Raw genomic sequence first — 17,835 nt, 5'->3', positions numbered from 1 at the left:
ACATTTCGTAGAAGGTGGCTTTCCCTTCCATGCGCACACTGCTATGAACGACCGCAGCCAATGTTCAAGGGAGAACAGCATGCAGACCCGCGGAGCGATCGTCCGGCAGGCACCGGGCAAGTACGAGGTGGTCGACCTCGAGGTCGACGACCCGCGCGAGGGCGAGATCCAGGTCAAGATGGTGGCGTCGGGGATGTGCCACTCCGACGACCACGTGGCGACCGGCGACATCCCGGTCGGCGTGTACCCGTTCGCCGGCGGCCACGAGGGCGCGGGCATCGTCACGAAGGCCGGGTACAACAGGAAGGGGCTGAAGGAGGGCGACCACGTCGTCTTCTCGTTCCTGCCGGCCTGTGGGCACTGCCGCTGGTGCGCGTCCGGTATGCAGAACCTCTGCGACCTCGGGGCGGGGTTGCTGGCGGGCTCCCGCTGGGGCGACCCCACCGACTACCGGCTGCACCTGTCCGACGGCGGCGCGCCGGTGGGCCAGATGTGCGGCATCTCGACGTTCCTGGAGACGACCACGGTCTCCGCCGACTCGGCCGTCAAGGTGCCCGACGACATCCCGCTGGACAAGGCCTGCCTCGTCGGCTGCGGCGTCGGCACGGGGTGGGGCTCCGCGGTCAACTCCGCCGAGGTCCAGCCCGGCCACACCGTGATCGTCATGGGCATCGGCGGCATCGGCATCAACGCCGTACAGGGTGCGGCGCACGCCGGGGCGTCCAACGTCATCGCGGTCGACCCGGTCGCCTTCAAGCGCGAGAAGGCGCAGGAGCTCGGCGCCACGCACGCGGTCGAGTCGATGGAGGAGGCTGCCGAGCTCGCGCGGCAGTTCACCAACGGGCAGGGCGCCGACTCCGCGATCGTCACGGTGGGCGTCACCAAGCCCGAGCACGTCGCGCAGGCGTTCTCCGCGATCCGCAAGGCCGGCACGTGCGTCGTCACCGGCCTGGGCAACATCCAGGAGGTCGGTCTGCCGATCGCGATCTCCGAGCTCACGCTCTTCCAGAAGCGCCTGCAGGGTGCGATGTTCGGCATGTCGAACCCGAACTGGGACATCCTGCGCCAGCTGCAGCTCTACCGCGACGGCGTGCTGAAGCTCGACGAGCTGGTCACCAAGACCTACACGCTCGACGGGGTCCAGCAGGGCTACCGGGACATGCACGACGGCAAGAACATCCGCGGCGTCATCGTCTACAGCTGAGCACACTGGGGGCGGGGTGGACCGGACCGGTCCACCCCGCCGACCGCTGTCGTCAGGAGCCGCCGTGACCACTGTCCCCACCCCGGTCGTCGGGCTGCGGCGCGAGCGCGAGGTGCTCACGGTCGCGCTCGCGACCGGCAGGCACATCGTGCTCGAGGGCCCGCCCGGCACCGGCAAGTCGACGCTGCTGCGCTCGATCGCCCGCGACGCCGGCCGCACCGTGGTGTTCGTCGAGGGCAACGCCGAGCTGACGCCCGCGCGGCTCGTCGGCCAGTTCGACCCGGCGCAGGTGCTCGCCGAGGGCTACCACCCGGCGTCCTTCGTGGACGGCCCGCTGCTCACCGCCATGCGCGAGGGCGGGCTCCTCTACCTCGAGGAGCTCAACCGCGTCCCCGAGGAAACGCTCAACGTCCTCATCACCGTGCTCACCGAGGGCGAGATCGCGGTCCCGCGGCTGGGCACGGTGCAGGCCGGGCGGGAGTTCCGGTTGATCGCGGCGATGAACCCGTTCGACGCCGTGGGCACCGCGCGGGTCAGCCAGGCGATCGCCGACCGGATGTGCCGGGTGGTGCTGGGCTACCAGGACGCCTCGGCGGAACGCGCCATCACCACCTCGGTCACCGGCTTGAACGGGCAGGTGGTGGAGCTGTCGGTGGCGCTCACCCGGGCCACGCGGGACCACCGGGACGTCCGGATGGGGTCGTCGGTGCGCGGCGCCATCGACCTCGCGCTGCTGCTCACGGGGCTCGCCGAGCTGCGGGCGCAGCCGGTGCCGGACCGGGGGACGGGCCGCGACGCCGCGTACGCCGCCCTGTCCGGCCGCATCCGGATCGCCGACGGCGTGGACCGCACGCCGGAGTCGGTGATCGACGAGCTCCTCGACGAGCTGTGGCCCGCCGATCCGGACCCCGCCGACCCGGAGGCGACCGAGGACCCCGCGGACGGCCCGGGAAAAGCTGACGGCCTGCCGGACCCCGCGGCAGGCTTCCAGCCCCGGTCGCGCCCCGGGCGCGAGCAGGCGGGCCGCACCGTCGGCAGGCGCGAGCTCGCCGCCCGGCACGAGGCGTTCGACGAGGTCTCCCCGGAGCTCGGCGAGTTGGACGCCGCCGCGTTCGACGCGGTGCTCGGCCGCGACCAGGAGGGCGCGGCCGCGCTGCTCGCCGACATGGCCGTCGCCACCGACGCCGGGCTGCGCGCTGCCGCGCGGCGGCTGGCCGGGCGGGTGTTCCTGCGGCTCGGGCACGTCGGGCCGGCCCGCGCCCGGGGCGCGCGTCGCCTCGGGCCGTCCCGCAGCCTGGACGGCGACCTCGACCTGGACCGCACCCTCGACGGGTGGACGCCGACGCCGTCGCGCCGGCCCGCGGCAGCCGACATCGTCACGCGCACCTGGACGGCGCACCGCCAGGCGGTCTGCCTCGTCGTCGACATCTCGGGCTCGATGCAGGGCCACGCCGTCGCTCTCGCCGCCGTGGCGGCGGCCGGCGTCGTGCTGGCGGGGGAGGGGAAGACCGAACCGGCCGTCCTCGCCTTCGGGACGGGCGTGCGGGTGCTCCAGGCCCAGGGGGTGCGCCGGCCGCCGGAGGAGCTGCTCTCCGAGCTCGTCGCCCTCCGCGGGCACGGCGTCACCGACTTGGCCGCCGGGCTGCGGGAGGCGTCCCGGCAGCTCGCGGGCGCGGTCGCCGACGAGCGGCTGGTGGTGCTGCTGTCGGACTGCCTGCACACCACGGGCGATGACCCGGCCGCCGCGCTGGGCGGGATCGACCGGCTGCACGTCCTCGTGCCGCTGGGCGGGACGGAGGCGGAGACGGCGGCGGCCGCACTGGCCGCCCGCGGCGGCGGATCGGCGCAGACGGTGCGGCGGCTCGCCGAGGTGGGCCCGGCGCTGACCAGGGTCCTGACCTGAGTCAGAACCAGTGCGCCTTGTTCCACGACGTTGATCAGCTCCCGGCCGTCGACGAAGCGGCGGGCGTTCTCGAGCAGGACCGCGAAGCGACGCTCGTCGGCGTGTGGCCCGACGGCCGCGACGTGCGGGGTGATCAGCACGTCCCGGCGTGCCCACAGCGGGTGGTCGGCGGGCAGCGGCTCGGTCTCGAACACGTCGAGCGCCGCGCCGGCGAGCCCGCCCGCCTCCAGCGTCGTCACGAGCGCGTCGAGGTCGACGGTGGCGCCGCGGCCGACGTTGACGAAGAACGCCGACGGCGCGCACCTGCCCAGCCGGGCGGCGTCGAACAGGCCCTCGGTCTGCGGGGTCTGCGGGACGGTGACCACCACGACGTCGGCGCCGGGAAGCTGCTCGTCCAGCGCATCGGCGGGGTGGATCTCGGCGAACCCGGGGGGCAGGTCGGTCCGCCGGGCGTCGACGCCGACCACCCGGGTGCCGAACGCGGCCAGCATCCGGCCCACCTCGGCCCCGACGGCCCCGGCCCCGACGACCAGCGCGGTGGCCTCCGCCATCGGCAGCACCGCCTCCGGCTCCCGGTCCGGCGCCCACCGCGCGCGTTCCTGGTCGCGCACGTAGCGGGGGAGCCCGCGCGCCATCGCGAGCACTAGCGCCACCGCGTGCGTGGCGACGTGGTCGGTGTAGGTGTCGCGCATGTTCGTGACCTGGACGGGGTGCTCGACCAGCGCGGGGTGGTAGAAGTCCGCGGGCGGTCCGGCCTGCGGGGCCTGCAGCCAGCGCAGCGGCCCGGCGTGCTCGAGCAGTTCGGGCGGCAGCGGGCCGAACGCGGCGTCCGCCGTGCGCAGCGCGTCGGCGGCGTCCTCCGCCGACTCCGGGCGGAGCACGCGCAGCCCCGGCACCTCCGTCTCCAGCCGCTGCGGCCATCCGGCGGTGGCCTCGGCCTGCGGCGGGAGCAGGACGAGCGTGGTCATGCGGATCGCCTCCCTCGCGGTCGGTGTGAGGCTGTCATGCGGCGCGTCGCTCTCACAAGATCCGCCGGAGGCGGGGCTCGCTGGTGCCCGCGAGCCCTCCGTGTCTTGCGATCAGGGGCCCGTGCGACCTACCCACCCGGCGCCCGACGCCGTTCCGGGCTTGCCGCCGATACCCTCGCCCCCGTGGGCACCATCGTCTCCTTCCACGCGCATCCCGACGACGAGTCGATCGGCAGCGCGGGCACACTCGCGCGCGCCGCGGCGGCCGGGCACCGGGTCGTGCTCGTCTTCGCCACCCGCGGCGAGCTGGGTGAGCCTGTGCCGGGGGTCCTCGCGCCGGGCGAGCCGCTCGCGATGCGGCGCAGCGCCGAGTGCTACGCGTCGGCCGCCGCCATCGGCGCCAAGCGCGTGGAGTTCCTCGGCTACACCGACTCCGGGATGATGGGCGAGCCCACCAACGACGCGCCCTACTGCTTCTGGCAGGGCGACATCGAGCACGCCGCGCGCCGGCTCGCGGTGATCCTCGACGAGGAGGAGCCGGACGTCCTCACGATCTACGACGACAACGGCGGGTACGGGCACCCCGACCACATCCAGGTGCACCGCGTGGGCCGCCGCGCCGCCGAGCTGTCGGCCGTGCCCGTGGTGGCGCAGGGCACGATCAACCGCGACTGGATGATCCGCGGCGTCCGTGGGCTGGCCGAGTCGGGCCAGCTGCCCGAGGGGTGGACCCCGCCCGCGGCCGAGGCGCCCGCGTTCGGCAAGCCGGAGTCCGAGATCACCCACCGCGTCGACGCCGTCGACTTCGTCGAGCAGAAGAAGGCGTCGATGCGGGCGCACGCCAGCCAGATGGGGCCCGACCACTTCCTGCTCGCGATGCCCGGCCCGATGTTCGCGATGGGCATGGGCGTGGAGTTCTACATCGTCGACCCGGTACCGAGCCCGGCCGCCACGCCGGAGCTGTTCGAGGAGCTGTTCACGCCGCTGCGGTGATCCCCGCCACGGCGGTGGCTACTCGGCCGGCCGTCGGATCCGGCCCCGGCACACCAGCTCCACGGTGACGGCGACCGCGACCGTCTCCACGGCGAGCAGCAGGAGCAGCACGAGCAGCTGGACCGCTCCCGCCTCGATGGGCGTCGCGCCGCCCAGCAGCATCCCGACGAACGCGCCGGGGAGCGTGACGAGCCCGACCGTGCGGGTCTGGTCGAGCGGGGGTACGAGCGCCTGCGCCGCCGTCGGACGGGCGATCTCAATCGCGGCGTCCCGATCGAGGAAGCCCAGCGACAGCGCGGCCTCGACCTCGCCGCGGCGCGAGCTGAGCTCGTCCAGCGCCCGCCTGCCCGCCAGCGACGTCGCCGTCATCGTGCCGCCGATGAGGATCCCGGCCATCGGGATGATCGCGACGCCGAGCGGGGGCACCACCCCGCCCGCCACGAGCGCGCCCACGACGGGGAGCGGGGCCAGCGCGATCGGCAGGAGCACCCAGGCGCCGCTGCGCTCCCGGGTCACCGGCTGCCCGGTGACCCGGCGGGCGGACGTCCAGGCCGCGACCCCGACCATCAGTGCGACGAAGGCGGCGCTCGCCGGGATCGAACCGATGATCGCGCCGAGCAGGAGCGACACCGCCCCGAGCTGCACGACGGCGCGGACGGCGGCCAGCGACGCGCCGCGGGCCGTCCCGAGCCCGGCCCACCGCCCGACGGCCGCCGCGATCGCCACGGCGACCACCGCGGCGACGGCCAGTGCCGGCCCGATGACGACATTCGCCCCACCCACGCCGAAGATCCTGCCGCCGATCATGTGGAGGCGCTCGCCACGGGCCCGTCCGCGCAGGTCAGCAAAGGTGGCCATGCTGCCGTCCAGTGACAGCATCGCCACCTTGCTGCCACTCCGGCGCGGGCGACGGACGGCAAGTGTGGCGAACCCCCGGGGTCCTTCGACGTCGGGTAGAGCTACGATCCCCGCTGGGCTCGAACGCCCGCGCTCCACCACCGGCCCGGAAAACCAGTTGGCCAAGCGGTTCCAGTCGGCCAAGCAGTTCAGGAGGCAGAGTGACAGCCGTCGCCCCCAAGCCGATCTCGACGCGCCCGCATCCGGCGCGCACGTCGGCGAAGGGATCCACGCTGCTGAAGTTGCTGCGGACCACGGATCCCAAGGACATCGGGATCATGTACACGGTCACGTCGTTCGGGTTCTTCATGATCGGTGGCGCCATGGCGCTGCTGATGCGTGGCGAGCTGGCCGTGCCGGGCATGCAGTTCCTGTCGAACGAGCAGTACAACCAGCTGTTCACCATGCACGGCACGATCATGCTGCTGCTGTACGCGACGCCAATCCTCTTCGGCTTCGCGAACTACATCGTTCCGCTGCAGATCGGTGCCCCCGACGTCGCGTTCCCGCGGCTGAACGCCTTCTCCTACTGGCTGTTCCTGTTCGGCGGGCTCACGGTCATCTCCGGCTTCCTCACCCCGGGCGGGGCCGCCGACTTCGGCTGGTTCGCCTACACGCCGCTGTCCGACGCCGTCCGCTCCCCGGGTGCCGGTGCCGACCTGTGGATCGTCGGCCTGGTGGTCTCCGGTCTCGGCACGATCCTCGGTGGCGTCAACTTCATCACCACGATCGTCTGCATGCGCGCGCCCGGCATGACGATGTTCCGGATGCCGATCTTCACGTGGAACATCCTCGTGACGGCGATCCTGATCCTCATCGCGTTCCCGGTGCTCACCGCCGCGCTGCTGGGCCTGCTGGCCGACCGCACCTTCGGTGCGCACGTGTTCGACCCGGCCAACGGCGGCGTGCTGCTGTGGCAGCACCTGTTCTGGTTCTTCGGCCACCCCGAGGTCTACATCGTCGCGCTGCCGTTCTTCGGCATCGTCTCCGAGGTCTTCCCGGTCTTCGCCCGCAAGCCGCTCTTCGGCTACAAGGGCCTGATCTACGCGACGATCGCGATCGCGGCCCTGTCGGTCGCCGTGTGGGCGCACCACATGTACGCCACGGGCGCCGTGCTGCTCGCCTTCTTCTCCTTCACCACGTTCCTCATCGCGGTGCCCACGGGCGTCAAGTTCGTGAACTGGATCGGCACGCTGTGGAAGGGCAAGCTGACGTTCGAGACGCCGATGCTGTTCGCCCTCGGCTTCCTCGTGACGTTCCTCTTCGGTGGCCTCACCGGCATCCTGCTGGCGTCCCCGCCGCTGGACTTCCACGTCTCGGACACCTACTTCGTGGTGGCGCACTTCCACTACGTGCTGTTCGGCACGATCGTGTTCGCCACCTACTCCGGCATCTACTTCTGGTTCCCGAAGTGGACCGGCCGGATGATGGACGAGACGATCGGCAAGTTCCACTTCTGGACCACGTTCATCGGGTTCCACCTGACGTTCCTGGTGCAGCACTGGCTGGGTAACGAGGGCTTCCCCCGCCGCTACGTCGACTACCTGCCGATCGACGGGTTCACCGTCCTCAACGCGATCTCCTCGGTCGGGGCGTTCGTGCTCGGCGCGTCCACGCTGCCGTTCATCTGGAACGTCTTCCGCAGCTACCGCTACGGCAAGATCGTCACGGTCGACGACCCGTGGGGCTTCGGCAACTCGCTCGAGTGGGCCACGTCCTGCCCGCCGCCGCGGCACAACTTCACCGAACTGCCCCGCATCCGCTCGGAGCGGCCGGCGTTCGAGCTGCACTACCCGCACCTGGTGGAGCGGTTCCGCAGCGAGGCGCACATTGGTGGCAAGCCCTCGCCGTACGAGGCGGCGGCGCAGGTCACGGGCCGCGAGGAGCAGCCGAATGACGACCCGCGCTCGCGCTGACGGGGTCGATGGCGATGACCGAGGAGCCGGCCCGGCCGGGCACCAGTGTCCTGATCACGGTGACCGGACCGGACCGGCCCGGCGTCAGCTCCGTGTTGTTCGCCGCATTCACCCGGCACGGCGTCGACCTGCTCGACGTCGAGCAGGTGGTGATCCGCGGCAGGCTCACCCTCGGCGCGCTGGTGGCGGCCCACCACGACCCGGAGGCGCTGCAGGAGGCCGTCGAGCAGGCGATGGCGAGCATCGGGATGCAGGTGCACACGTCGCTCGAGGCGCGTGACGACCCGGCGGCCCGGCGGCACTCCACGCACGTGGTCGTGGTGATCGGGCGCCCGATCACGGCCCGCGCGTTCGGGTCGGTCGCGCAGGCGCTCGCCGACGTCGGCGCCAACATCGACTCCATCCGCCGGGTCGCCGACTACCCGGTCACCGGACTGGAGCTGATGGTCTCCCCCGACCCGGGGCGCGGCAGCGAGCACCACCCACCCGGCACGCTTCGGGCTCGCCTGGTCGAGGTCGCGCGCACTGCCGGCGTCGACGTCGCCGTGGAGCGGGCGGGCCTGGCCCGCCGCAGCAAGCGGCTGATCGTCTTCGACGTCGACTCGACGCTCGTGCAGGGCGAGGTCATCGAGATGCTCGCGGCCCGCGCGGGCGCCGAGGCCGAGGTCCGCGCCGTAACCGAGGCCGCGATGCGCGGCGAGCTCGACTTCGCCGAGTCGCTGCGGAGGCGCGTCGCGGTGCTGGAGGGGCTGCCGGAGTCGGTGCTGGCGGACGTCGCCGCGGAGCTGGAGCTCACGCCGGGCGCGCGCACCACCATCCGCACGCTCAAGCGGCTCGGCTTCCGCTGTGGCGTCGTGTCGGGCGGCTTCACGCGCGTCATCTCCGGGCTGGCGGAGGAGCTGGGCCTGGACTTCTGCGCCGCCAACGAGCTGGAGATCGTCGACGGGCGGCTGACCGGCCGCGTGCTCGGCGAGATCGTGGACCGCCCGGGCAAGGCCGTGGCGCTGCGCCGGTTCGCCGACACGTTCGGCGTGCTGCTGGAGCAGTGCGTGGCGGTCGGGGACGGCGCCAACGACATCGACATGCTCACCACCGCGGGGCTCGGGATCGCGTTCAACGCCAAGCCCGCGCTCCGCGAGGTGGCCGACACGGCGCTGTCCCTGCCGTACCTCGACGTCGTGCTGTTCGTGCTCGGCATCACCCGGGACGAGGTGGAGCGCGCCGACGCGGCGGAAGGGCTGCTGCGCCGCGTGCCGATCGCGTGACCGAGCCCGCCTCCGAATGTCAGGAAAGCCACGTTCCTGACGTTCAGCGACAGGAACGTGGCTTTCCTGACGCAGGGGCGGGCGTGCTGGCGCCGCTTGCGGCCCGGTACGGCGGGCGGCGGGTGGTGATCCCGCCGGAGCCGGACGGTGTCGTGCGCGCCATGCCGGTGGTGCTCCGCCTGGAACGTCCGCCCGCACCGCGCACGCCGGTGCTGGAGGCGGCCGCCGCCGCGGCGCTCGCCGTCTGCCTCGATCCGAGGGCGCAACCCGGCGGGGAGTGGCACGAGGCCGTGCAGACGTGGGTCGCCGCCCGGATCCGCAAGATCGCCCGCCGCGCTCGCGGCGCGCATTGGGACGCGGTGCAGGACCTGCCGGGCGTGACGTGCGCGGTCGACGGGGCCGAGGCGAGGGCGCTGCTGCCCGGGCCGGTGGACGAAGTGCCGAAGGTGGTGTCGCGGCTGCAGATCGGCGGCACCGACCTCGAGCCGGACGAGCCGGGCGACCCGCCGCCGGGAACGCCGGTGATCTGGGTGAACGCCGCACTGGAGCTGACCGTCGGCAAGGCCGCGGCCCAGGTCGGCCACGCGTCGATGCTGTTCGCGGCCGCGTTCGGGCTCACCGAGGTGCCGCGCTTCGCGGTGCGCTCCGCAGGCGTCGACCGATGGGAGCAGGCCTGCGCGGCGGTGGAGCGCGGCGCCGCCGTGGGTGTGCAGGACGCGGGCTTCACCGAGGTCGCGCCGGGCACGATGACCTGCATCGCCGTCGCCCCCTGACCTTCGCCGGCCGTGCACACCTGCGGGTGGCCGTGCACACGTCCCACCATGTGCACGGTGGCGGCGGGGTGTGCACCGTCGATCGGGCTCACGGGCGCCGGATCGATCAGGCTCCGCGGAGGCGGCGCAGGGCGCCGTGCACCTTCTCCCGGTCGTCGGTGGCCCAGAACGGCGGCAGGCTCGCGCGCAGGAACCCGCCGTAGCGGGCGGTGGCCAGCCGCGGGTCCAGGATCGCGACGACGCCGCGGTCGTCCATCCCGCGCAGGAGCCGACCCGCGCCCTGGGCGAGCAGCAGGGCGGCGTGGGTGGCCGAGACGGTGAGGAAGCCGTTGCCGCCGCGGGCGTCGGTGGCGCGCTGCCGCGCGGCGACCAGCGGGTCGTCCGGGCGGGGGAACGGGATCCGGTCGATGATCACGCACGACAGCGACGGGCCGGGCACGTCGACGCCCTGCCACAGCGACAGCGTGCCGAACAGCGACGTGGCCTCGTCCTCGGCGAACTGCTTGACCAGCTGCATCGTGGAGTCCTCGCCCTGGCACAGCAGGGGAGTGTCGAGCCGGCCGCGCAGAGCCTCGGTGGCCTGCTTCGCCGCCCGCATCGAGGAGAACAGCCCGAGCGTGCGGCCGCCCGCCGCCTCGACCAGCCCGGCGATCTCGTCGAGGTACGCAGGCGGGAGCCCGTCACGGCCGGGCGGGGGCAGCCGCTTCGCGACGTAGAGGATGCCGCTGCGGGCATGGGCGAACGGGGAGCCGACGTCGAGGCCCGACCACTTGGGCGCATCCGGGTCGGGCACGGGATCGGTGCTCTCGGCGGCCCGCTCCGCAGGCGGGAGGCCCCACTGCCGGGCCAGGGCGTCGAAGTTGCCGCCCAGGGCGAGGGTGGCCGAGGTGAGCACTACGGTGGACCGGCCGAAGAGCCGTTCCCGCAGCAGCCCTCCCACCCACAGCGGGGCGGCGCGCAGCACCTTGTGCCGCGCGCCGTCCGGGCCCTGCTCGGCGAGCCAGACGACGTCGTGCCGCTTGGCCGGATCGGGCTCGTCGAACGCGCCGAGGAGTCGGACGGCCGTGTCGGCCACCTCGTCGAGCGCTGCCTGCGCGACCTTGCGGCCGGCCGCGGCCTCGGGGTCCTCCCGGCGGTCGGAGCCCAGGGAGGTGCGGCACGAGGCTGCGGCGTCGCGGATGGCCGACAGCACTCCCGCCGCGGACCGCGGCAGGGCCTCCCACCGGCCGGGCGGGAGGTCCTCCAGCACGAGGGCGAGGCCCTCGCCCGCCTCGGCGAGCCGGTCGGCGACGGCCTGGTCGACGAGCTTGCCCAGCCGGCGCGCGGCGATGCCGACCGTGCCGGAGGTCAGCTCCGCCGTGGCCACTCCGGTGACGCGGTCGACCAGCTCGTGCGCCTCGTCGACCACGACGACGTCGTGCTCGGGCAACACCGGGCGGCCTTCGAGGGCGTCGATCGCGAGCAGGGCGTGGTTGGTGACGACGATGTCGGCCTTGCCGGCCTCGGCGCGGGCCCGCTCCGCGAAGCACTCCTCGCCTACCGGGCACTTCGCCACGCCCAGGCACTCCCGCGCGGTGACCGAGACCTGCCGCCACGTGGCGTCGGGGACACCGGGCACGAGCTCGTCGCGATCGCCGGTGTCGGTGGTGTCGGCCCACTCGTGCAGCCGCTTGATCTGCCGCCCCATCGTCGAGATCGCGAACGGGTCGAACAGCTCGTCGGCGGGGTCGGTGTCATTGCCGCCGTGGAGCTTGTTGAGGCACAGGTAGTTGCGCCTGCCTTTGAGGATCGCGAACGTGGGTGCGCGGCCGAGCAGCGGCTTGAGCGCCTTGGCCACCCGTGGGAGGTCGCGGTCGACGAGCTGGCGCTGCAGCGCGATCGTGGCCGTGGAGACGACGACCGTGGTGTCCTTGGCGATCGCGTGGTGGATGGCGGGAACCAGGTAGGCCAGCGACTTGCCGGTGCCGGTGCCGGCTTGCACGGCCACGTGCTCGCCGCTGATGATGGCCTTGCGGACGGCCTGCACCATCGCGTCCTGGCCCTCGCGGCGCTGCCCGCCGACCGCGGTGACGGCCGCCTCCAGCAGTTCCGCCACACCGGGCAGGTCGGTCGCGATGGGCACGAGCAGAGGCTACCGGGCGGCCCCGACGGCCCGTGGCCGATCGGGCGGGTGCAACCCCGGCCCCACGTCGTGCGTCCTCTCCGTGTCCGAACCGACGACCCTTGGGGGAGGGCGTGATGAGGATCGCGAACATCGCCGCGGCGGGGGCCGCGGCACTCCTGCTGATGACCGGCTCGGCCGTGGCGGATCCGCCCGCGCCCGCCGTGCCGTCGCCCGAGCCGCCCGTGCCGCAGTCCGTCCCGCACGTGCCGCCCCCGCCCGAATCGCTGCCGTCCCCGGCGCCGGCACCGGAGCCGTCGGCACCTCCGCCTGCGGTGCCCGCGCCGGGATCGCCCGCACCGGCACCCTGGCCGCTGTCGCCACCGGACGTCGCCGAGGTTCCCGGCTGCGAGCCGGGCTGCGAGGTCGTGTTCCTGGAGCACCTGCCCGACGACGTGCAGTTCGCCGGCCTGCGCACCCACGACCCGGAGACCGGCGTGGTGCGCAGCCTGGTGGCGTACTGGGCCGGTGGCGACCTGCGCGGCGTGGGCGAGCCGGAGGAGGAGGCCTACGTCCTGGACGGGGCGTGCGGCTACGACGGCGATGCACAGCGCTGCGCGGTGACCTTCAACGTCGGCGCGCACGGCTCGAGCGTCGCGACGATGCTGCTGACCTACAACGGGGGGATCGAGGTCACCGACCGCGTGTACGGGAGCACCCCGGACGCCCTTGTCGCAGGCCTCGACCCCAGCGGCCGCCCGGACGCCGCCGTCCGGCAGAGCACGTACGAGCCCGCCTACGCCGGCGCCCCGACCTACTGGGAGACGTGGCTGGAGTTCGAGGGGAGGTTCGTGCGCTCCGGGTGCGGGCCGCTCTCGGCGGAGCCCGCGCCGCCGCCCGTCACCGCGCTCTACGGGAGCTGTCGCTTCGCGGGAGCGGGAGGGTAGCCCACGTCACACGTGATCCACAACGCGAGATGGCCCACACCCGTCCGGGTGCGTCCATCATGTGCCCAGTGACGTCCACGCAACTCCTTCTGGGCCCCACCTCCTATCCGGTGCTGATCGAGCACTCCGCCCGGTACAGCGATCTCGACCCGAGCAAGCGCATTGGCCGGGACGCGCTCGTGCGCTGGTTCGAGGACGCCCGCATCGCCGTCGAGCGGGACGCGTTCGGCGCCGACCTGGGGTCGCGGATGCGCCGCCTGCTGCTCGCCTCGGTCCGGGTCGACGTGCTCGCCCCGCTGCGCGTCGCCGGGCACTACCGGGTCGGCCTCGGGGTGACCCACATCGGCGCCTCGTCGTTCGCCTACTCCTACGCGGTGTTCGCGGAGGACGAGTGCGTGGCCACCGGCGAGTCGGTCAGCGTCCACGCCACCGAGGACGGGCCCGCGCCGCTCCCCGACGCCGTGCGCTCCGGGCTGGAGGGCCTGCGGGTCGACGGCGCGTACGGCGGCCGTCCCGACCGCGACCCGTCCCGGCTGGTCCGCGAGACGTACCCCTTCCGGCTCGACGTCCGCACCCGCTTCGGCGACCTGGACACCAACCGCCACATCAACAACGTCGCGCTCGCCGGCTGGTACCTCGACGGGCTCGCCGAGCTGCACCTCGACGTCCTCGGCTACCCGACGGGCGGCCCGCTGGACGGCCTCTCGCCGAGCTCGCTGCAGGTGCAGTACCTGGACGAGGTGCACTACCCGGGCATCTACCAGCTCCGCGTCGGCGTCCTCGAGCTGGACGACACGACCGTGCGCTACGGCTGCGGGCTGTTCGACGGGCCGCGCTGCATCGGGCTCGCCGACGCCGTGGGCGCGCACGCGCTGGGCGACCCCAGCGACCCGGGCGACCTGGGCGCGCGCCTGGAGCCGTTCCGGATGCGCTCGCTCTGAGCTGAACCGCCACGCGTGGGGCGTTCGTCGGATGCGTTCCGACGGGCGCCCCCACACGTCGTTTCGGCCTCCGCGCCGCCGCAACGACCGTCAGGCGGGCGTCAGCCGCGTGTCTCCTCAGTGAGGAGCTCGCGGATTTCCTCGATCACGGCCGGCGAGTGTCCCGGGAGCGGAAGTAGCCGTGCGACGGGTCGGCCGTCGACCGTCACGTCGAACTCCTCGCCGTCGACCACCCGCCGCATCACGTCGAGCAGGTCGTCGCGGAGTTCTCGGTCCGTGACATCGGCCACTCGACGACTCTACGCCACGGTGACGCTCGCGCTCCGCATCTGCTCGATCGCCCGCTCCGTCGTCTCCGGCGCCACCCCGGCGCACAGGTCGAGCAGCACCGTGGTCGCGAAGCCGGCCGCCGCGGCGTCGAGCGCGGTGGCGCGGACGCAGTGGTCGGTGGCGATGCCCACCACGTCCACGGCGTCGACGTCGTGCGCCCGCAGCCAGTCGGCCAGCCCCGTCCCGCCCGGCTCGGTTCCCTCGAACCCGGAGTACGCGGCCGCGTGCGCGCCCTTGTCGAACACCGCCTCGATCCGGGCCACGTCCAGCTCGGGGTGGAACGACGCGCCCGGCGTGCCGCGGCAGCAGTGCGGCGGCCAGGTGTCGACGAAGTCGGGCGCGGCGGAGAAGTGCGCGCCCGGGTCGACGTGGTGGTCGCGGGTGGCGACGACGTGGTCGTAGGACGCGGTGCGCAGCCGATCCGAGATGGCCGCCGCGACACCGGCCCCGCCGGTCACGGCGAGCGAGCCGCCCTCGCAGAAGTCGTTCTGGACGTCGACGACGATCAGCGCGCGCATCGTCAGATCCCTTCGAACACGGTGGGCAGGGCCGGTTCGCCGCGGGAGAGCTTGAGCCCCTCCCAAGGCACCGAGACCAGTGCGGCACGCAGGTGCTCGCGCGCCTGCTCGAGCGTCGGCAGCCCCGGCACCAGCTCGCCCCCGCGCATCAGCGGCACGGGCACCACGCGGTCGTGCGGTCCGATCTCCGGCGTGTGCCGGACGGGATGCACGACCTCCTCGATCGCGGTGCCGGTGGGCTTGTAGCGGCGGACCGCCGACTTCCGCCCGCCGAGCGACTCCTTCGACGCGCTGCGCTTGGCGACCGGCCGCCCGTCCACCTCGACGAGCTTGTAGACCATGCTCGCGGTGGGGGCGCCGGATCCCGTGACGACCGAGGTGCCGACGCCGTAGGAGTCGACCGGCTCGGCGCGCAGCGAGGCGATCGCGTACTCGTCGAGGTCGCCGGAGAGCACGATGCGGGTCTCCGTGGCGCCCAGGGCGTCGAGCTGCTCGCGGGCCTGCCGGGCCAGCTCCCCGAGGTCACCGGAGTCGATGCGGATCGCGCCCAGCCCGGTACCGGCCGCCTCCACGGCGAGCTCGACCCCGTGGCGGATGTCGTAGGTGTCGACGAGCAGCGTGGTGTCCGGGCCCAGCGCCTTCACCTGGCTCGTGAACGCCGCGAGCTCGTCGTCGTGCAGCAGCACCCAGGCGTGGGCCGCCGTGCCCGCGGTGGGGATCGCGTGCCTGCGCTCGGACTCGAGGTTGGAGGTGGCCGCGAACCCGGCCAGGTAGGCGGCCCGGGCCGCGGCGACGGCAGCCGCCTCGTGGGTGCGCCGCGACCCCATCTCGATGATGGGGCGGCCGGCCGCGGCCGTGACCATCCGCGCCGCGGCCGCGGCGACGGCGCTGTCGTGGTTGAGGATCGACAGCGCGAGCGTCTCCAGCAGCACGGCGTCGGCGAAGGTGCCGGAGACGGTGAGGATCGGCGACCCGGGGAAGTACAGCTCGCCCTCGGGGTAGCCGTCGACGTCGCCGGAGAAGCGGTAGTCCGCCAGCCAGTCGAGGGTGTCGCCGTCGACCACGTCGGCGAGCGCGTCGAGCTCCTCGCGGCCGAACCGGAACCGCTGGATGGACTCGAGCAACCGCCCGGTGCCGGCCACCACCCCGTACCGGCGGCCGTCGGGAAGCCTGCGGGCGAAGACCTCGAACACGCACTGCCGTGCAGCGGTGCCGTCGGCCAGCCCCGCCGCCGCCATCGTGAGCTCGTACCGGTCGGTGAACAGGGCCGTGGACACCCCGGCCGACGACGGACTGCCAGTCATGGTCGGAAAGCCTATGTGCCGTGCGGGCCCCGTGGGTCGGGTGCCACCATGGAACCCATGGCCGCGCCGCTACCCGTACCCACGCGCCAGGTGGATCCGGACCTCGCCGAGGACTCGGTGGGCGATGTGCCCTGGCAGGCGATCGTGTGGAACGACCCCGTCAACCTCATGTCCTACGTCACCTACGTGCTGCAGAAGCTCTTCGGCTACCCGGAGCCGAAGGCCACGGCACTGATGCTGGACGTGCACCACAAGGGGAAGGCGGCGGTGTCCTCCGGGGACAAGGACAAGATCGAGGGGGACGTGGCCAAGCTGCACGCCGCAGGCCTGTGGGCCACGATGCAGAAGGTGTCCTGAGCCAGGTGAACGGCTGGAAGAAGGCGGGTCGCGGCGGCAGGGCCCGGCTCGTCGCGTCGCTCGACGCGCAGGAGGCCGCCGTGCTGCGCGGCCTGGTGGGGGAGATCCGGCAGATGCTGGCCGGCCGCGCCGACGACAACCCCGCCGACGAGCTCGCGGTGCTCACCGGCATGCGTACCGGCCCGTCGACCCGGCCCGACGACCGTGTGCTCGCCCGGTTGCTCCCCGACTTCTCCACCGACGACGCCGACCTGTCCGCCGGGCTGCGGTCCCTGCACGAGCCGGCGCTGATCGAGGCGAAGGACGCGGCCGCCTCCGTCGTGCTGGACACGCTCCCGGAGACCGGCGGCCGGGTGGAGCTCACGCCCGACCAGGCCGACTCCTGGCTCACGGCGCTCAACGACGTGCGGCTCGCCCTCGGCACCGCCCTCGACGTCAGCGAGGACATGCCCGAGGAGCTGCCACCCGACGACCCGCGGTCGTCGCACCTGGGCGTCTACCACTGGCTCACGTTCGTGCAGGACGCGCTGGTGCAGTCGCGCATGCAGCTGCGGTGACGGGCGGGACCGACCTGCGGGTGCTGCTCGCCGGGCTGGACCCGCAGCTGCACCCCGAGGTGCACGTGTTCGCGACCGTGCCCCGGGGCGCCCACCTCGATGTGCTGCCGGTCGCGGTCGTCGAGGAGGACGAGGGCAGCACGCTCGTCCTGCGCGAGGAGGACGCGCAGCAGTGCGGGATCGCGGCGGAGTACCGGTGCGCCCGGATCACGCTCCGGGTGCACTCCTCGCTCGCCGCCGTCGGGTTGCTCGCCCGGGTCACGACCGCGCTGGCCGCGCACGGGATCAGCGTCAACCCGGTCGCGGGGTTCCACCACGACCACCTCTTCGTGCCGTACGAGCGGGCGGCCGACGCGATGCGCGTGCTCACCGGACTGCGCGACGGCGCCGCCGGGCGCCGGGTGGCCGTCGGCGAGTACGAGCTGGACGACGACCCGGCACGGGTGGATCGCGACGTGGTGTGGGAGTTCCTGTCCACCGAGGCCTACTGGGGGCGCTCGCGCAGCCGCGCCGACGTGGAGACCCAGATCGACGCCGCCTGGCGGGTGCTCGGCGCGTACCGGCGCGACACCGGGGAGATGGTGGGCTTCGCCCGCGCGGTGTCCGACGGGGTTTCCGTCGGGTACCTCGCCGACGTGTTCGTCCTGCCGTCGGCCCGCGGCGCCGGGCTCGGCAAGGCGGTGGTGGCGGAGCTGGTCGGCGACGGGCGGATACGCTGGATCCTGTTCACCGACGACGCCCACGACCTCTACCGGCGGTACGGGTTCGGCCCGCCCGACGGGACGTGCCTCGTGCTGTCCCGGCGGGAAACGGTGTGAGCCGCGCCCGCACGCGTGCGCCCGGCGCCCACCGCGCCGTAGG

The 17,835-nt window shown here is 73.5% G+C and carries 16 protein-coding genes and 2 pseudogenes; 12 read left to right on the top strand and 6 right to left on the bottom strand.

The features are described 5' to 3' along the window. The first annotated feature begins 79 nt into the window (after window positions 1–79). The gene (locus KME75_RS01600) at window positions 80–1,204 is read left to right on the top strand and encodes an NDMA-dependent alcohol dehydrogenase (protein WP_219412692.1); all 1,125 of its coding nucleotides are present in this window, start codon (window positions 80–82) and stop codon (window positions 1,202–1,204) included. Between the two features lie 64 nt (window positions 1,205–1,268). Further along, entirely contained in the window at window positions 1,269–3,107 is a 1,839-nt protein-coding gene (locus tag KME75_RS01595; RefSeq protein ID WP_308282493.1) for an AAA family ATPase, read from the top strand. 176 nt (window positions 3,108–3,283) lie between these two features. Here the strand turns inward: KME75_RS01595 and KME75_RS46550 are convergent. Next, a pseudogene (locus KME75_RS46550) lies at window positions 3,284–3,742 on the bottom strand (NAD(P)-dependent oxidoreductase); the annotation flags it as partial. 516 nt (window positions 3,743–4,258) lie between these two features. On the opposite strand from KME75_RS46550, the gene KME75_RS01585 reads away from it, so the two are divergent. Continuing rightward, on the top strand, window positions 4,259–5,068 hold the full coding sequence (locus KME75_RS01585) for a PIG-L family deacetylase (protein ID WP_219412690.1): 810 nt from the start codon (window positions 4,259–4,261) through the stop codon (window positions 5,066–5,068). A gap of 18 nt (window positions 5,069–5,086) precedes the next feature. Here KME75_RS01585 and KME75_RS01580 read toward each other — a convergent pair whose 3' ends face one another. Then, window positions 5,087–5,947: an ABC transporter permease gene (locus tag KME75_RS01580; RefSeq protein ID WP_246631265.1), complete on the bottom strand. Its 861-nt coding sequence runs from the start codon at window positions 5,945–5,947 to the stop codon at window positions 5,087–5,089. A gap of 179 nt (window positions 5,948–6,126) precedes the next feature. Between KME75_RS01580 and ctaD the strand changes: the two genes are divergently transcribed. The 3 genes from ctaD (at window position 6,127) to KME75_RS01565 (ending at window position 9,919) form a co-directional block, all read left to right on the top strand. Beyond that, the gene (gene ctaD, locus KME75_RS01575) at window positions 6,127–7,881 is read left to right on the top strand and encodes an aa3-type cytochrome oxidase subunit I (RefSeq protein ID WP_219412689.1); all 1,755 of its coding nucleotides are present in this window, start codon (window positions 6,127–6,129) and stop codon (window positions 7,879–7,881) included. Window positions 7,882–7,895: 14 nt separating this feature from the next. Further along, window positions 7,896–9,146, top strand: a complete 1,251-nt coding sequence (gene serB / locus KME75_RS01570; protein WP_219412688.1) for a phosphoserine phosphatase SerB — start codon at window positions 7,896–7,898, stop codon at window positions 9,144–9,146. Between the two features lie 83 nt (window positions 9,147–9,229). Beyond that, the gene (locus tag KME75_RS01565) at window positions 9,230–9,919 is read left to right on the top strand and encodes an aminoacyl-tRNA hydrolase (RefSeq protein ID WP_219412687.1); all 690 of its coding nucleotides are present in this window, start codon (window positions 9,230–9,232) and stop codon (window positions 9,917–9,919) included. Window positions 9,920–10,025: 106 nt separating this feature from the next. Here the strand turns inward: KME75_RS01565 and KME75_RS01560 are convergent, their stop codons facing one another. Further along, window positions 10,026–12,041 (bottom strand): ATP-dependent DNA helicase, encoded by a 2,016-nt coding sequence (locus tag KME75_RS01560; RefSeq protein WP_308282492.1) that lies wholly within the window; start codon window positions 12,039–12,041, stop codon window positions 10,026–10,028. A gap of 116 nt (window positions 12,042–12,157) precedes the next feature. On the opposite strand from KME75_RS01560, the gene KME75_RS01555 reads away from it, so the two are divergent. Together KME75_RS01555 and KME75_RS01550 are read left to right on the top strand one after the other, a co-directional pair. Further along, window positions 12,158–12,967: a hypothetical protein gene (locus KME75_RS01555; protein ID WP_219412686.1), complete on the top strand. Its 810-nt coding sequence runs from the start codon at window positions 12,158–12,160 to the stop codon at window positions 12,965–12,967. A 68-nt stretch (window positions 12,968–13,035) separates the two neighbouring features. Continuing rightward, window positions 13,036–13,908, top strand: coding sequence for a thioesterase family protein (locus KME75_RS01550; RefSeq protein WP_219412685.1), 873 nt, complete (start codon window positions 13,036–13,038; stop codon window positions 13,906–13,908). A 101-nt stretch (window positions 13,909–14,009) separates the two neighbouring features. Here the strand turns inward: KME75_RS01550 and KME75_RS01545 are convergent, their stop codons facing one another. From KME75_RS01545 to KME75_RS01535, 3 genes are read right to left on the bottom strand one after another with little or no spacing between them, the layout of a single operon-like run. Further along, window positions 14,010–14,198: a type II toxin-antitoxin system Phd/YefM family antitoxin gene (locus KME75_RS01545; protein WP_219412684.1), complete on the bottom strand. Its 189-nt coding sequence runs from the start codon at window positions 14,196–14,198 to the stop codon at window positions 14,010–14,012. 9 nt (window positions 14,199–14,207) lie between these two features. After that, window positions 14,208–14,756 carry an isochorismatase family protein gene (locus KME75_RS01540; RefSeq protein ID WP_219412683.1) on the bottom strand — a complete coding sequence of 183 codons (549 nt, stop codon included), beginning with the start codon at window positions 14,754–14,756 and terminating at the stop codon, window positions 14,208–14,210. Window positions 14,757–14,758: 2 nt separating this feature from the next. Beyond that, window positions 14,759–16,060 carry a nicotinate phosphoribosyltransferase gene (locus KME75_RS01535; RefSeq protein WP_219412682.1) on the bottom strand — a complete coding sequence of 434 codons (1,302 nt, stop codon included), beginning with the start codon at window positions 16,058–16,060 and terminating at the stop codon, window positions 14,759–14,761. 57 nt (window positions 16,061–16,117) lie between these two features. Here KME75_RS01535 and clpS point away from each other — a divergent pair, with 57 nt between their 5' ends. The 4 genes and pseudogenes from clpS (at window position 16,118) to KME75_RS01515 (ending at window position 17,792) form a co-directional block, all read left to right on the top strand. Beyond that, window positions 16,118–16,417: an ATP-dependent Clp protease adapter ClpS gene (gene clpS, locus KME75_RS01530; protein ID WP_219412681.1), complete on the top strand. Its 300-nt coding sequence runs from the start codon at window positions 16,118–16,120 to the stop codon at window positions 16,415–16,417. Between the two features lie 5 nt (window positions 16,418–16,422). Beyond that, window positions 16,423–16,974, top strand: coding sequence for a DUF2017 domain-containing protein (locus KME75_RS01525; RefSeq protein WP_219412680.1), 552 nt, complete (start codon window positions 16,423–16,425; stop codon window positions 16,972–16,974). After that, window positions 16,971–17,333 (top strand): annotated as a pseudogene (locus KME75_RS01520) (ACT domain-containing protein); the annotation flags it as partial. The gene KME75_RS01525 and the pseudogene KME75_RS01520, both read left to right, overlap by 4 nt. After that, complete coding sequence (locus tag KME75_RS01515) at window positions 17,331–17,792, top strand: GNAT family N-acetyltransferase (RefSeq protein ID WP_219412735.1); 462 nt, start codon at window positions 17,331–17,333, stop codon at window positions 17,790–17,792. The pseudogene KME75_RS01520 and the gene KME75_RS01515, both read left to right, overlap by 3 nt. Window positions 17,793–17,835: the final 43 nt, after the last annotated feature.

It is taken from the genome of Pseudonocardia nigra, from assembly GCF_019396355.1.
GTDB lineage: Bacteria > Actinomycetota > Actinomycetes > Mycobacteriales > Pseudonocardiaceae > Pseudonocardia > Pseudonocardia nigra.
Note: the sequence above shows the minus strand (reverse complement) of the source record. Positions and strands in the feature narration are given on the sequence as shown.